At 60.0% G+C, this 15007-nt stretch carries 14 protein-coding genes; 7 read left to right on the forward strand and 7 right to left on the reverse strand.

The features are described 5' to 3' along the window. Nucleotides 1–33: 33 nt before the first annotated feature. From WG29040_RS03670 to WG29040_RS03680, 3 genes are read right to left on the reverse strand one after another with little or no spacing between them, the layout of a single operon-like run. Nucleotides 34–306: an oxidative damage protection protein gene (locus WG29040_RS03670; protein WP_003438557.1), complete on the reverse strand. Its 273-nt coding sequence runs from the start codon at nucleotides 304–306 to the stop codon at nucleotides 34–36. Next, nucleotides 303–1370, reverse strand: a complete 1068-nt coding sequence (gene mutY / locus WG29040_RS03675; protein ID WP_003438558.1) for an A/G-specific adenine glycosylase — start codon at nucleotides 1368–1370, stop codon at nucleotides 303–305. Before mutY ends, WG29040_RS03670 begins: the two co-directional genes overlap by 4 nt. After that, a complete protein-coding gene (locus tag WG29040_RS03680) occupies nucleotides 1367–3580 on the reverse strand; it encodes an AsmA family protein (RefSeq protein ID WP_127195689.1) in 2214 nt (737 codons plus the stop codon). Before WG29040_RS03680 ends, mutY begins: the two co-directional genes overlap by 4 nt. Before the next feature lie 294 nt (nucleotides 3581–3874). Between WG29040_RS03680 and WG29040_RS03685 the strand changes: the two genes are divergently transcribed. The 7 genes from WG29040_RS03685 (at nucleotide 3875) to WG29040_RS03715 (ending at nucleotide 9651) form a co-directional block, all read left to right on the forward strand. Then, the gene (locus WG29040_RS03685) at nucleotides 3875–5536 is read left to right on the forward strand and encodes an OFA family MFS transporter (RefSeq protein WP_003438560.1); all 1662 of its coding nucleotides are present in this window, start codon (nucleotides 3875–3877) and stop codon (nucleotides 5534–5536) included. A 177-nt stretch (nucleotides 5537–5713) separates the two neighbouring features. Beyond that, on the forward strand, nucleotides 5714–6307 hold the full coding sequence (gene hisB, locus WG29040_RS03690; protein WP_003438561.1) for an imidazoleglycerol-phosphate dehydratase HisB: 594 nt from the start codon (nucleotides 5714–5716) through the stop codon (nucleotides 6305–6307). Next, entirely contained in the window at nucleotides 6307–6945 is a 639-nt protein-coding gene (hisH, locus tag WG29040_RS03695) for an imidazole glycerol phosphate synthase subunit HisH (RefSeq protein ID WP_003438562.1), read from the forward strand. The genes hisB and hisH overlap by 1 nt, the downstream gene beginning before the upstream one ends. Next, nucleotides 6945–7202, forward strand: coding sequence for a DUF2164 domain-containing protein (locus WG29040_RS03700; RefSeq protein WP_003438564.1), 258 nt, complete (start codon nucleotides 6945–6947; stop codon nucleotides 7200–7202). The genes hisH and WG29040_RS03700 overlap by 1 nt, the downstream gene beginning before the upstream one ends. Before the next feature lie 111 nt (nucleotides 7203–7313). After that, entirely contained in the window at nucleotides 7314–8051 is a 738-nt protein-coding gene (hisA, locus tag WG29040_RS03705) for a 1-(5-phosphoribosyl)-5-[(5-phosphoribosylamino)methylideneamino]imidazole-4-carboxamide isomerase (RefSeq protein WP_003438566.1), read from the forward strand. A 10-nt stretch (nucleotides 8052–8061) separates the two neighbouring features. After that, nucleotides 8062–8832: an imidazole glycerol phosphate synthase subunit HisF gene (gene hisF / locus WG29040_RS03710; protein WP_003438568.1), complete on the forward strand. Its 771-nt coding sequence runs from the start codon at nucleotides 8062–8064 to the stop codon at nucleotides 8830–8832. 63 nt (nucleotides 8833–8895) lie between these two features. Next, entirely contained in the window at nucleotides 8896–9651 is a 756-nt protein-coding gene (locus tag WG29040_RS03715; RefSeq protein WP_010656320.1) for an ABC transporter substrate-binding protein, read from the forward strand. A gap of 140 nt (nucleotides 9652–9791) precedes the next feature. On the opposite strand, the gene WG29040_RS03720 is transcribed toward WG29040_RS03715, so the two are convergent. The 4 genes from WG29040_RS03720 to gpmI all read right to left on the reverse strand — a co-directional run bounded on the left by WG29040_RS03720 (nucleotide 9792) and on the right by gpmI (nucleotide 14912). After that, the gene (locus WG29040_RS03720) at nucleotides 9792–10574 is read right to left on the reverse strand and encodes a divergent polysaccharide deacetylase family protein (RefSeq protein ID WP_003438572.1); all 783 of its coding nucleotides are present in this window, start codon (nucleotides 10572–10574) and stop codon (nucleotides 9792–9794) included. A gap of 1 nt (nucleotide 10575) precedes the next feature. Further along, nucleotides 10576–11889 carry a S41 family peptidase gene (locus WG29040_RS03725; protein ID WP_003438574.1) on the reverse strand — a complete coding sequence of 438 codons (1314 nt, stop codon included), beginning with the start codon at nucleotides 11887–11889 and terminating at the stop codon, nucleotides 10576–10578. A 35-nt stretch (nucleotides 11890–11924) separates the two neighbouring features. Further along, entirely contained in the window at nucleotides 11925–13211 is a 1287-nt protein-coding gene (locus WG29040_RS03730) for a murein hydrolase activator EnvC (RefSeq protein ID WP_127195690.1), read from the reverse strand. Between the two features lie 165 nt (nucleotides 13212–13376). Then, on the reverse strand, nucleotides 13377–14912 hold the full coding sequence (gene gpmI, locus WG29040_RS03735; protein ID WP_003438583.1) for a 2,3-bisphosphoglycerate-independent phosphoglycerate mutase: 1536 nt from the start codon (nucleotides 14910–14912) through the stop codon (nucleotides 13377–13379). Nucleotides 14913–15007: the final 95 nt, after the last annotated feature.

Here is a 15007-nt window from a genome sequence, read left to right on the forward strand (position 1 = left end):
TCGCTTACGGGCCAAACCCAATAAAACCGGGGATTATTCGGTCGGCGGAACATAGCCTTCAGCTTGTGCGTATTCCTCGCCACTGAAGAACTTATCCATTTCGCCCTGCAAATATTTTCGGTCTTCGGCGTTCATCATGTTCAAACGCTTCTCGTTGATGAGCAGCGTTTGGTGTTTTTGCCAGTCTGCCCATGCCTTGGCTGAGACGTGATCGAAAATGTCCTGGCCTTTGGCGCCCGGAAACGGAGCGCGCTCAAGAGCGGGCAGTTCTTCTTTGTACTTGCGGCAGATGATGGTGCGGGTCATGACGACTCTCCTGGATTCAATAGCTCGGCTGCGCGTTTGAGCAGCTTCTTGACCGGGGCGGCAAGGCCCAGGCGCGGCGGGGTGGCGAGGTTATACCAGAGCCAGTCGGCCTCGGCCACGTGATGGCCGGACTCTTCGACGTGGACCAGCCAGGGTTCGATGGCCAGCTGGAAATGGCTAAAGGTGTGGGTAAGGCCGGGCAGTTCCTGTTGCAGCCCCAGCGTCAGGGCGTGCTGCAGTGCCAGATGTTCGATGTCTTTCAGGTCATCCAGTTCGGGCAGGCTCCAGAGTCCGCCCCACAGCCCGGTTGAGGGGCGGCGGTACAGCAGAATCGCCCCCTGGGCATTGGCCAGCATTGGCATCAGGGTGCGTTTTTGCGGGATGGTCTTGCGTGGCTTGGGGATCGGGTAGCGGGTCTCCAGGCCCAGCAAGTGCGCTTCACAGCCGCTTTCGAGGGGGCACAGCAGGCAGCTGGGCTTGCTGCGAGTGCAAAGCGTGGCGCCCATGTCCATCATCGCCTGGGTATAGGCGTTGACCCGGTCCTGGGGAGTGAAGCGCTCTGCGGTGGCCCACAGCTGTTTGGCAACCTTGGGTTCGCCGGGATATCCCTCTTGCGCCGTATAGCGCGCCAGCACCCGCTTGACGTTGCCGTCGAGGATCGGTGCACGCAGGCCCATGCTCAGGCTGGCGATCGCACCGGCAGTGGACAGGCCAATGCCGGGCAGCTCCACCAGTTTTTCGACATCCCGCGGGAATTCGCCGCCATATTCAGCGACGACGATTTTCGCGGTCTTCTGCAAATTGCGCGCACGGGTGTAGTAGCCCAGCCCGGTCCACAGGTGCAGCACTTCGTCTTCCGGGGCGGCGGCCAGGGCCTGGACCGTAGGCAGAGAGGCCATGAACCGGTCGAAGTAGTTGAGCACAGTGCTGACCTGGGTCTGCTGCAACATGATTTCCGAGACCCATACCCGGTATGGGGTGATGCCCTGTTGCCAGGGCAGGTCGTGGCGGCCGTGGCGGTCATACCAGTCCAGTACCGCCACAGAAAATTGCTCGTCTCTCATCGGTTAAACAGCCCCTTGAGGGCGTTTTTGAGTTCCGGGCTTACCTTGTCGCCGAGTTTCTCTTCAAGCTTCTCGCTGATTTTATTGCCCGCCACTTTGGCGGCGACTTTGCCCAGGCCTTCCTTGTCCAGACGGCAGGCCTTGGCGCCCAGCTCCAGCGGACCGCGACAGCGCAATGGCAGTTCGATGCCGACAAAGTTCTTGCCGACCTGACACGCCGGGTCCGGCATGGCGCGGGTGTCGCCTTCAATGGTGATACCGATGCGGTAATCCATGCCCAGCACGCGCAGGTCGATGTCGCCATCACCTTTTACGCTCATGCCGGGAATGCGCACGATCATGTCCGGGTTGCTGGCCACGCCGTTACGGAATACCAGGCTGCCCTTGAGTTCCTTGAACGGAGTGTCTTTGCCCGGTGGCGTGCCGCTCAGGGTTTTGCGGTTAAGCACGGAGATGCCTTTGCACAGCTGTTGTTCAAGGTTGGCGTTGAGCAGCACGCCGTTGTTGAGCACAAAGCTTGCCGTGCCGTTGAGGCTTTGAACCAGCGCGTTCTGGTTGTCGCCGCTGCCTGTAACGTTGCTGTTGAGGGTCAACAGGCCGGTCACCGGCGGTTTTTGACCCTGGCTCTGGAGGATTTTTTCCACCGGTACGTTGTTGATCCGGGTTTGCAGGTTGGCCAGTGGCAGCATCGGACGTACATCGAGGCTGCCGTTGGCGGCGAACGTGCCTTTGTAGAGGTTGCCGCTGAGGTTCTGCAGAGTGAGCAGGCCGTCTTTGCTACTGACCTTGAGGGCTGCGTTCTGGATCGGCAGTTTCGTTACGGTCAGCTGGCCAAAGCTGAGATCGGCATCCAGGTCCAGTTTCTTGAGGCGCGTGACAGGAATGATCCTGGTCGTGCTCCAGCCGCTTTTGGTTGGAGCCTCTGGCAATGGCGTATCGCCTGATGCGGCCAATGCGCCGGCTTCGTTGCCTTGCACTTCTGTTTTACGTGCGGCGCTGGCGCTGCTGGCCTCGGCCGATTTGGGCGGCAGGTAGCGATCAGCGTCGAACGTGTCGCCTTTGAGCTGAATGCGCAGGGCTTGTTTGGCGAAGTCTTCAATGGCGATACGGCCGGTGAAGCTGCTGTCATCGACTTTCAGGTTGAGTTCGTCGAAGGCCAGGCTGGTGGGGCTGCCGGAGAGGCGGCTGACCAGTTCGACTTTGCTCAGGCTACCCGGTGCCATTGGCGGCAGAGTGTGGCCGATGCTGTCGAGGAAGGTGGCCAGGTTGAGCTGGGCAATCGACACGCCACCGCTGATCTGTGGCGTGCTGTCCAGATTATTGGCCTTGAGTTCACCCAGGGCGCGCAGTTGGTTGGCTGATATCTTCAGGCCGCTCCATTCGGCGACGTTGGCTGCCAGATCCACCAGTATCTGCCCTTGGGCAGCGAAGGTCATGGTCTTGCCTTGCAGCGGCTCGCCTGAGGCTTCGCCCACCACTTTCAGGTCTTCGATCTGATAGCGCTTGAGCACACGGTCAAACCGCAGCTTGCCGTCGACTTCGGTTTTGACCCGCATCACCGGCTTGTTGGTGCCCAGAAACGCAGTGAGTTTGACCGGGGTGCTGGTGGCTTCGTGAACCGGGCCGGTACTCAACTGGATGCTTTCGGCGCTGAATTGCTGGCCGTTTTGCTCATCGTTGTACTCAACCCGGGCGTTGTTCACGGTCAGGCTGTCGATATCCAGTTTCAGCGGCTGGCTGACGCTGTCCGGCTTGCTCACGGTTTCAGTGCTGGCGACCGGGGTCTCGGTACTCACGCCCGCAGGTGCCGGCTTGCCGATGTCCTGCCAGTTGCCGTGGCCGTCCTTGTCCCGGGTCAGGCGCAGGTTCAGGCCTTCGACCCGCACATCGCTCATCTGCACTTCTTTGCGCAGCAGTGGCAGTACGCGCACTGACAGACCCAGCATTTGCAGGTCGGCAAAGGGTTTGTCAGGTGCCGCCAGGGTGGCGACGCTGGCGTCGTGCAGTTCCAGACCGAGCCAGGGGAAGAGGCTCCAGCCGATGTCGCCATTGAGCGTGAGCTCAATGTGGGCTTTGTCGCGGGCTATCTGGCGGATCTCGTCTTTATAGTCGTTGGGATCGAACAGATGGCTCAGAGCAAAGCCCAGAGCCACGATGATCAGCAACAATCCGAGAAGCACCAGACCCAGGATTTTGCCGAACGCTTTCATGGGCGAGTCCTTGTAAGTCTGAGTGAAGGGAAATTTTAAAGTTGGTCGCAGAGTATAGCGTCACGGGCAGGCCGACTGGGGGTGGATAGTGCCGGATCGGTCCGCTGAGCAAACACGGCATCAGCGTGGGCATTTTCCTGTGTTCAAGTGGTAATCTTCGGCTGTTTTTCGGGCCTTCTGCGGCGCATTGTCGCGCCTTGAAATGAATCCTACAAAAAATGACTCGTGCTACAGGGCACCAAAGTCGGGGGTTCCGCGCGTCCGGGGAGCACTTCATCCATGGGGGAAACAATAATGAGTACCAGCACCGCTGAAGGCAGTCTTGCCTCAAAGCCTGCGTTCCTGTCAAAGGAGCGCATCATCGCCAGGCCCGGTTTCAACCGCTGGCTGGTTCCGCCGGCCGCCTTGGCCATTCACTTGTGTATCGGCATGGCCTACGGGTTTTCCGTGTTCTGGCTGCCGCTGTCCAAAGCCCTGGGCGTGACTGCGCCAGTGGCTTGTGCGCCGGACATGAGTTTTATCGCCCAGGTGTTCTCTTCGCAATGTGACTGGCCGATCTCCATGCTCGGCTGGATCTACACCCTGTTTTTCATCTTCCTCGGCTGCTCGGCAGCTGTATGGGGCGGCTGGCTTGAACATGCCGGGCCGCGCAAGGCCGGTGTGGTTTCGGCATTGTGCTGGTGTGGTGGCCTGCTGGTTTCCGCACTGGGCATTTATACCCACCAGATCTGGCTGATGTGGCTGGGCTCGGGGGTAATTGGCGGTATCGGTCTAGGTCTGGGCTATATCTCGCCGGTGTCGACGCTGATCAAGTGGTTCCCGGACAAGCGCGGCATGGCGACCGGTATGGCGATCATGGGTTTTGGCGGTGGCGCCATGGTGGGCGCGCCGTTGGCCGCTGCGCTGATGGGCCATTTTGCCGGCCCGGACGGCGTGGGCGTGTGGCAGAGCTTTGTAGTCATGGCCGCGATTTACTTCGTGTTCATGATTGGTGGTGCCTTGTCGTACCGCGTGCCGCCTACCGGCTGGAAGCCTGAGGGCTGGACTGCGCCGGCGAAAAAAGCCGCCAATGCGATGATTACCCAGCGCCATGTACATGTGAGTGTTGCCTGGAAAACCCCGCAGTTTGCACTGGTGTGGCTGGTGCTGTGCCTGAACGTGTCTGCCGGTATCGGCATTCTGGGTATGGCTTCACCGTTGTTGCAGGAAGTGTTCGCGGGCAAATTGCTGGGTAATGACCTGACATTCAGCCAGCTGGATGCGGCGCAGCTGGCGCAAATCGCGGCGATTGCGGCCGGCTTTACCGGTCTGTTGAGCCTGTTCAACATTGGCGGGCGCTTCTTCTGGGCTTCGTTCTCCGATTACCTGGGGCGTAAAAACACCTACTTTGTGTTCTTTGCCCTGGGTTTTGCCTTGTATGCGCTGATTCCGAACCTGGGCCATCTGGGCAACGTGTCACTGTTTGTGGCCGCGTTCTGCATCATCCTGTCGATGTACGGCGGCGGCTTTGCCACAGTGCCGGCTTACCTGGCGGATCTGTTCGGTACGCAGATGGTGGGGGCGATTCACGGTCGGCTGTTGACTGCGTGGGCTGCGGCAGGTGTGCTGGGGCCGGTGCTGGTCAACTATTTGCGTGAGTACCAGCTCAGCATCGGGGTCGAGCGTGCGGCGGCCTACGACATCACCCTGTATATCCTCGCCGGCCTGCTGGTGCTGGGCTTTATCTGCAACTTGCTGGTACGCCCGGTGGCTGACAAGTACTTCATGACTGACGCGCAACTGGCGGCCGAACAGGCGCTGGGGCACGACAAGGGCGCCGATGCCAGCACCTCGCTGGAGTGGAAAGCGGCCTCCGGCAGTCTGCCGCTGGTCATCGCCGCCTGGCTGGCAGTGGGCATTCCGCTGCTGTGGGGCGTGTGGGTGACAGTGCAGAAGACTGCGGTGTTGTTCCATTAATACCGCTGCCTGACCCGCAGGAACGAGCGTGCTCGCGAGCTTTTAAAGGGCTCGCGAGCACGCTCGCTCCTACCGAATGACTCTGTCCGTCAGTCATATTCCCTTCCATGTTTCTGTTTGCCTGACCCGTGCCTATAATGGCCACCTTTTTCGCCCAATGATTTTGCGGAGCTGGTGATGGCCGAACGTAAGGCGTCAGTCGAGCGCGATACTCTGGAAACCCAGATCAAAGCCTCGATCAACTTGGATGGTACCGGTAAGGCCCGATTCGATATCGGCGTTCCTTTTCTTGAGCACATGCTCGACCAGATCGCCCGACACGGGCTGATCGACCTGGACATCGAGTGCAAAGGCGACCTGCATATCGACGATCACCATACCGTCGAGGATGTTGGCATTACCCTGGGCAAGGCCTTCAGCCAGGCCGTCGGCGATAAAAAAGGCATGACCCGTTACGGTCACGCCTACGTGCCGCTGGACGAAGCGCTGTCGCGCGTGGTCATCGACTTTTCGGGCCGTCCGGGCCTGCAAATGCACGTGCCATACACCCGCGCCACCGTGGGCGGCTTCGATGTCGATCTGTTTCAGGAGTTCTTCCAGGGCTTCGTGAACCACGCCAACGTCAGCCTGCACATCGACAACCTGCGCGGCACCAACACCCACCACCAGATCGAAACCGTGTTCAAGGCATTCGGCCGCGCGCTGCGCATGGCTGTCGCGCTGGACGAACGTATGGCCGGGCAAATGCCGTCGACCAAGGGCGTGCTCTGATGCAGACAGTGGCGGTGATCGATTACGGCATGGGTAACTTGCACTCGGTGGCCAAGGCGCTGGAGCACGTTGGCGCCGGGAAGGTACTGATTACCAGCGATGCCAATGTGATTCGCGAAGCTGACCGCGTGGTGTTCCCCGGTGTGGGCGCCATTCGGGATTGCATGGCCGAAATCCGTCGCCTGGGTTTCGACTCGCTGGTGCGTGAAGTCAGCCAGGACCGTCCTTTTCTCGGGATTTGCGTCGGCATGCAAGCCATGCTCGACAGCAGCGAAGAGAACGGTGGGGTTGATTGCATCGGCCTGTTTCCCGGTCAGGTGAAGTTTTTCGGCAAGGATCTGCACGAAGACGGCGAGCACCTCAAGGTGCCGCACATGGGCTGGAACGAAGTGCAGCAGAAGGTCGATCACCCTCTGTGGCATGGTATCCCTGACATGTCGCGCTTCTATTTCGTCCACAGCTACTACATTGCGGCGGGCAATCCTCGCCAGGTGGTCGGTGGCGGGCACTACGGCGTCGATTTTGCGGCCGCGCTGGCTGACGGCTCGCGTTTCGCGGTGCAATTCCATCCAGAGAAGAGCCATACCCACGGCTTGCAACTGCTGGAAAATTTCGCGGCCTGGGACGGACGCTGGTAATGGCGCCTCGCAAGAAGCCGCCGATTCTCACGCTCACCCCCGAGCAAGAGAACGAAGCCAACAGCAAGATCAAACGCTTTATGCAGGACCGCTTCGAACTGGACCTGGGTTCATTTGAAGCGGCTGAAATCCTTGAACTGTTCACCCGCGAAATCGCGCCGCATTACTACAATCGCGCGATTTTCGATGTGCAGACGCACCTCAAAGAGAGGTTCGAGAGCATCGAAAGCGACCTGTGGGCACTCGAAAAGAATTGAGTCAGTTGCAAGTTCCAGGCTTCAAGCTGCAAGTTAGGGGCAAGATCGCACTCCGCTCTTTCTTGCAGCTTCAAGCTCAACGCTTGCAGCTCTTTTGACGAAGGAAAAAGCATGCTGATTATCCCCGCTATCGATCTTAAAGACGGTGCCTGTGTACGTCTGCGCCAGGGCCGTATGGAAGACTCCACCGTGTTCTCCGATGACCCGGTGAGCATGGCCGCCAAATGGGTAGAGGGCGGTTGCCGCCGCCTGCACCTGGTTGACCTGAACGGCGCCTTCGAAGGTATGCCGGTCAATGGCGAGGTGGTGACTGCCATCGCCAGGCGCTACCCGCAGTTGCCGATCCAGATCGGTGGCGGCATCCGCTCGCTGGAAACCATCGAGCATTACGTCAAGGCTGGCGTCAGCTACGTGATTCTGGGCACCAAAGCCGTGAAGAACCCTGAGTTTGTGGCTGAAGCCTGCCGCGCCTTCCCCGGCAAAATCATTGTCGGCATGGACGCCAAGGACGGCTTCGTCGCCACTGATGGCTGGGCTGAAGTGAGCACCATTCAGGTCATCGACCTGGCCAAGCGTTTTGAAGCTGACGGCGTATCGGCCATCGTTTATACCGACATTGCCAAAGACGGCATGATGCAGGGCTGCAACGTGAGCTACACCGCGGCCCTGGCAGCAGCCACCAGCATTCCTGTGATCGCTTCGGGCGGTATCCATAACCTGGGTGATATCAAAGCCCTGATGGACGCCAAAGCGCCCGGTATCGTCGGTGCCATCACCGGCCGTGCGATTTACGAAGGCACCCTGGACGTGGCTGAGGCGCAAGCCTTCTGCGACGCCTACAAGGCCTGAGGAGAACGGCATGGCGCTGGCCAAACGCATCATCCCTTGCCTGGACGTGGATAACGGCCGGGTCGTCAAGGGCGTCAAGTTCGAGAACATTCGCGATGCCGGTGACCCGGTGGAAATTGCCCGTCGCTATGACGAGCAGGGTGCCGACGAGATTACCTTTCTCGACATCACTGCCAGCGTCGACGGCCGTGACACCACGTTGCATACCGTCGAGCGCATGGCCAGCCAGGTGTTTATCCCGCTGACCGTGGGCGGTGGCGTGCGTTGCATTCAAGACATTCGCAACTTGCTCAATGCCGGTGCCGACAAGGTCTCGATCAATACTGCAGCGGTGTTCAACCCCGAGTTCGTGGGGGAGGCGGCGCAGCATTTTGGTTCCCAGTGCATCGTGGTGGCGATTGATGCGAAGAAGGTTTCCTTGCCGGGCGAAACCCCGCGCTGGGAAATCTTCACCCATGGCGGGCGCAAGCCGACCGGGCTCGATGCAGTCGAGTGGGCGATGAAGATGGAAGGCCTGGGGGCCGGTGAGATCCTGCTGACCAGCATGGATCAGGACGGCATGAAAAGCGGCTTCGACCTGGGCGTGACCCGTGCCATCAGCGATGCGCTGGGCATTCCAGTGATCGCTTCGGGCGGTGTCGGCAACCTGCAGCACCTGGCGGACGGCATCCTCGAGGGCCATGCCAGCGCGGTACTGGCGGCGAGTATTTTCCACTTTGGCGAATACACCGTGCCAGAGGCCAAGGCCTACATGGCTGAGCGCGGGATTGTGGTGCGCTAGGCACTGGACAGCATGGCGGGCCCACGGCACTCTTGGGCACGCCATGGATTTAGGTCGTCTGTCATGTTCAAACCTTTGTTGCTCGCTCTCGCCACTTCTGCCCTGTGCCTGACGAGTGCTGTTTTTGCAGCTGATACTTCGCGTTACTCGCTGGTGCTGCTGACTGAAAACTTCCCGCCGTACAACATGGCCAAGAACGGCAAGAACTTTGCCCAGAACCAGAACCTGGAAGGCATTGCCGTCGAAGTTCTGCGCGAAACCTTCAAACGGGCCGATATCGGTTACAGCATGACCCTGCGTTTCCCCTGGGAGCGCATCTATCACCTTGCCCTGGATAATCCCGATTATGGCGTGTTCGTCACGGCCCGGATCCCTGAGCGCGAAGCCTTGTTCAAATGGGTCGGGCCCATCGGCCCGGATGACTGGGTGTTGCTGGCCCGGGCCAATAGCCCTATTACCCTGACCTCCCTTGAGCAGGCCCGGCAGTACAAGGTAGGCGCCTATAAGGGTGATGCCATTGCCCTGGCCCTGGAAGAAAAAGGGATGGCGCCGGTGATTGTGCTGCGCGATCAGGACAACGCCAGAAAGCTGCAGGCCGGTCAGATTGACCTGTGGGCCACAGGTGATCCGGCAGGCCGATTTTTGGCGCGTCAGGTAGGTATTTCGGGGTTCAAGACCGTACTGCGTTTCAATCAGGCGCAGCTTTATCTGGCGTTGAATAAAGAGGTGCCGGATGAGGTGGTGGCCAGGTTGCAGAAAGCCCTGGATCAGTTGCGGGCCGAAGGTGTGGTCGACAAGATCAGCGACAAATACCTCTGAGCCTGGCCTGACCTGACCTGACCTGATCTGATCTGATCTGTAGGAGCGAGCTTGCTCGCGAGCTTTGCATTGAAGAGCTCGCGAGCAAGCTCGCTCCTACAGGGAGGTAGGTAGGGTGGAAGGCAGGCAGGGCAGGGGGCTTAGCGGTAAACCCCGTCCTTGCCGTGTCCGGCCATGGCCTTGTTGCTGCGCACGCCGATCATTTGCCTGATGTCGATCCACTCAATGCCCTGGGCCTTGAGCTTGGGCAGTTCGCGTTCAAGTACGGCAAGGGTCTGGGGGTAGGGATGACCGATCATCACCGCCGATCCTTGTTTATGCGCCAGCTTGATCGCAGTTTGCAGTTGAACGGCAATCGCCTCTTCGGTCCGCACATCGTCCAGAAATACATCCCGCGACACGCTGGCCAGGCCAATCTTCTGCGCCTGGGCCGCGGCGACCGTCTGGGCGCTGGTGCGGCTGTCGACGAAGAACTTGTGCCGTTGCTGCAGGTTTTCCATCAGCCAGGCCATGGCCTGTGGCTGTGAGGTCATGCGGCTGCCCATGTGGTTGTTGATTCCACTGGTGTAGGGCACGGCCTTGAAGGCAGCCTCGAGGCGCTTTGCCAGTTCGTCGATCGGCAAGTCGGGGTGCCAGGCAAACGGGCCGGTCGCCGGGTCCATGGGCATGTGCAAGATGACGATCTTGCCGGCCTTGTGGGCTTCACGGGCAAATTCGGCGGCATGGGGGGTGTCGGGCATCACGGCGGTGGTGACCGGGCCGGGCAACGCCAGCACGCGGCGGTCCCGTGGCAGGTTTTGCCCAAGGTCATCAATGATCAGGCTCAGGTAAGCCTTGTGCGGTGTTGCGGCCGGGCTGGCCGGCGCCGCGTGGGCGGCACCGGTCAGGCAGCAGAGCAGGGCAAGCAGCGACGAAAAACGCATCTCAGTTGCCGCGCGTAATGCTCAGGCCTTTGAGCAGGCTCAGGGCCTGGCTCAGCTGGAAGTCGTCATCCTGCGGCATCGGCTTGGCTTTGGGGCCAGAACCGCTGGGCTTGTCTGCACCGCCGTTACCGTTGCCGAGGTGACCTTGCAGGTCGGCCTCTTTGTAGTACTCGGTGTCTTGCTCGCGGGTAATCTTGGCGCGGCTGACTTCGATGTCCGGCACGATGCCCTGGGCCTGGATCGAACGGCCGTTGGGGGTGAAGTACAGCGCGGTGGTGATCTTCAGTGCGCGGTCATTGTTCAGTGGCAGTACGGTTTGCACCGAGCCTTTGCCGAAACTGGTGGTACCCATCACCACGCCACGTTTCTGGTCCTGCAGGGCACCGGCGACGATTTCTGATGCCGAGGCGCTGCCGCCGTTGATCAACACCACCAGCGGAACGCCCTCGCTCAGGTCTTTGCCGGTCGCGGAGAAGCGCAGCTCGGAGTTGGCGATGCGGCCTTTGGTGTAAACGATCAGGCCCTTGGTGATGAAGTGATCCACCACTTCAACGGCCGATTGCAGGACTCCGCCCGGGTTGTTGCGCAGGTCGAGAATGATGCCCTTGAGTTTTTTGTTGCCGTTGTCCCGACGCAGCTTGGACAGCGCGGCGGCGACTTCTTCGCCGGTCTTGACCTGGAACTGGGTAATGCGGATATAGCCGTAGCCGTCTTCAAGCAGCTGGCTCTTGACGCTTTTGACCTGAATGTTGGCGCGGGTCAGGGTCACGTCGAACGGCGTGCCGCCATTACGCACCAGGGTCAGGGTGATTTTCTGACCGATCTTGCCGCGCATCAGGTCGACCGCCTCGGTCATGCTCAGGCCACGGGTGGGCTGGCCGTTGATCTTGACGATAAAGTCGCCGGCCTGAATCCCGGCCTTGCTCGCCGGGGTGTCGTCGATTGGCGAGACGATCTTGATATTGCCGTCTTCGGAGCCGACTTCGATGCCAAGCCCGCCGAATTCGCCGCTGGTGCTCTCTTGCAGTTCGGCGAAGTCTTCAGGGCCCAGGTACGCGGAGTGCGGGTCAAGGTTGCTGAGCATGCCCTTGATGGCGTTTTCGAGCAGGGTCTTGTCATCCACAGGTTCAACATACGCAGCCTTGATCCGGTCCATGACCTCGGCAAATGTGCGCAGCTCGTCCAGCGGCAGTGGCGCCTTGGCGCTGTTGGCAGGCACCGGATGAGCAGCCGGCTCGGCAGCAAATGCCAGAGGCGAGCCGATCACCAGAGCGATCATCAGGGCCAGCGAGTTGAGGCGGGACAAATGCTGCATGTTGAACGAACTCCTACGTTTTAAAAGTGATGGGCTCATCCTTGAGCGCGACACCATTGTGCAGGGTCGCTGGGGCGGCCCTGCTGACGAATAGCAAAATACAGTGCGGGGGTCGCCTGACCACCGCTGTTACCGACGGTAGAAATCACCTCTCCGGCTTTAACGATATCGCCGGCCGACTTGAGCAGTGTCTGGTTGTGGCCATACAGGCTCAAGTAGCCGTTGCCGTGGTCCAGAATCACCAGCTGGCCGGCGCCGCGCAGCCAGTCGGCAAACACTACGCGACCACCATGTACCGCATGCACCGGGGTGCCTGCACCGGCGCTGATCATCACCCCGTCCCACTTGGTACGGGCATCATCACCACGGCTTTCACCGAAGCGCGCAAGCAATCGACCATCAACTGGCCATGGAAGTTTGCCCCGTGCCTGAGAAAAAGGTCCGCCGTAGGACACACCGGCACTCGAAACCAGGGCGCCCGGCGTCGATTTGACCGGTTTGCGCGGGGCGTCGGTGGCAACCGCTTCAGCCTCCCGTTGACGTTTCTTCTCTGCTTCCTGCTGGGCAATCAGGGCTTTTTGCCGAGCTGCCTCGGCTTCACGGGCCTGGCGGGCGAGGGTCTCTTCAATGGTCTTGAGGACTTTAGCCAGATCGGCCTGATCCTGCTCGCGAGCCTGCAGCTTTTGATCGCGGTCTTTAACGTCGGAATTCAGTTTGGCCAGCACTAGCTGGCGCTCTGCACGGACTTTATCCAGTGCGGCGCGCTGCTCATCGAGGCTGCTTTTCTGGGTCAGCAACTGGGCCTGTTGCAAGTTGATGTCGGCTTCGACATTGGCCAGTTGGCGCAGGGTTTCGTTGAAACTCTTGAGCTGCTCCAGGCGGGCCTGGCTCAGGTAGTCGTAATAGGTGAGGGTTCGGGCGAACTTCTCGGGGTTTTGCTGGTTGAGCAGCATCTTCAGGTATTCCTGACGTCCGCCCTGATAGGCGGCACGGGCCTGAATGGCGATCAGGCGTTGCTGTTCAAGTTTTGCGCTGTGGAGTTTTTTTTTCTCGCTATCTAGGCGCAGCAGCTCGCCTTCACTCTTTTTTAGTTCTTTTTGCAGGGTTTCTACCTGCTTCTCCAGCTTGCCGATTTCGGTTTCGGTACCGCGCAGGTCTTTTTGCACGCCGGATTGTTCTTGCTGAAGCTGGCCAAGGCGTTTTTTTAGCTCGCCAATGTCCTGGCGGGTAGCTTCCAGCTGTTGTTGGGTTTGTGCGCGCTCGTCGGCAAACGCCGGTTGGAGCAGGCATGCGAGGGTCAGGGCTATAAGGGCGCGAAGCATGGGGCGGGCGACACCTGGGGAACGGGACGGCCTAGTATGCCCGCCATCGTTACCTATAAGAAATGGATGGAAGTGAAATAGTAGCTGCAGATCCTGTACGCGAAATTCCTGCAGGAGCGAGCTTGCTCGCGAGCCTTGAAAGCTCGCTCCTGCAGGTGCATGGCTTTAAGCGTCGAGCAAAATGCTCTTGCCGGTCATTTCTTGCGGCTGCGCCAGGCCCAGCAGCTTGAGCATGGTCGGTGCCACGTCGGCCAATACGCCACCTTCACGGACCTCGAATGCACGCTTGCCTACATAGATGAACGGGACCGGTTCACAGGTGTGGGCGGTGTGCGCCTGGCCAGTGGTGTCGTCGGACATCTGCTCCACGTTGCCGTGGTCGGCGGTGATCAGGGCTTCGCCACCGACCTTGTCCAGCGCTTCGACGATGCGGCCGACACAGGCATCCAGGCATTCAACAGCCTTGACCGCAGCATCGAATACACCGCTGTGGCCGACCATGTCGCCGTTGGCGTAGTTAACGACAATCACGTCGTAACGCTGGTGCTCGATGGCATCGACGATCCTGTCGGTGACTTCGGGTGCGCTCATTTCCGGTTGCAGGTCGTAGGTCGCCACTTTCGGCGACGGGATCAGAATGCGCTCTTCACCCGGGAACGGTTCTTCGCGGCCACCGGAGAAGAAGAAGGTCACGTGGGCGTATTTTTCGGTTTCGGCAATGCGCAGCTGGGTTTTGCCGTTTTTCGCCAGATAGTCGCCGAGTACGTTTTCCAGGCTGCCGGGAGCAAATGCGCTAGGCGCCGGGATGCTGGCGGCGTATTGGGTCAGCATCACGAAGCCGGCCAGTTTCGGCTGGCGTGCACGTTCGAATTCCTTGAAATCGTCTTCAACGAATACGCGGGTCAGTTCGCGGGCCCGGTCGGCACGGAAGTTCATGAAGACCACGGCGTCGCCGTCTTCGACCTTGACCGGCTCACCAATGGTGGTGGCTTTGACGAATTCGTCGCTCTCGCCACGGGCGTAGGCAGCTTCCAGGCCCTCCTGGGCGGTGGCGGCGTTGAACTCGCCCTTGCCGTCGACAATCAGGTTGTAGGCCTGGGATACGCGGTCCCAGCGGTTGTCGCGGTCCATGGCGAAGTAGCGCCCGATCAGGCTGGCGATACGGCCTTTGCCCAGGGCCTTGAAGGCCGTGTCTAGCAGTTCGATGGACGAACCTGCACTTTTTGGCGGAGTGTCGCGACCATCGAGAAACGCGTGCAGGTAGATTTTTTCGGCGCCGCGCTTGAAAGCCAGTTCGGCCATTGCCACGAGGTGGTCCTGGTGGCTGTGAACGCCGCCTTCGGACAGCAGGCCCATGATGTGCACGGCCTTGTCTGCAGCCACGGCTTTGTCGACCGCGGCGCAAATGGTCGGGTTCTCGAAGAACTCACCGTCGCGGATCGACTTGGTGACGCGGGTGAAATCCTGATACACCACGCGGCCGGCGCCGAGGTTCATGTGGCCAACCTCGGAGTTGCCCATTTGGCCGTCTGGCAGACCGACATCCATGCCCGAGCCTGAAATCAGGCCGTTTGGCATGCTCGCGCAAAGACGGTCGAGCACCGGTTTTTTGGCCGCATAGACGGCGTTGCCCTTGTGGCTTTCACTGTGACCGAAGCCATCCAGGATGATCAGGACCAAAGGTTTAGGCGTGGTAGTCATAGATCCCACTTGTGGCTGGTTTATTGGAAGGTGTGAAGAAGACGCGCAGTTTAAAGCGAAGTTCATGTGACGTCACCGCCGGGCGGGGTTTGGCC

Origin of the sequence: Pseudomonas sp. PAMC 29040 (assembly GCF_003994535.1) — a bacterium.
Taxonomy (GTDB): Bacteria; Pseudomonadota; Gammaproteobacteria; order Pseudomonadales; family Pseudomonadaceae; genus Aquipseudomonas; species Aquipseudomonas paraversuta.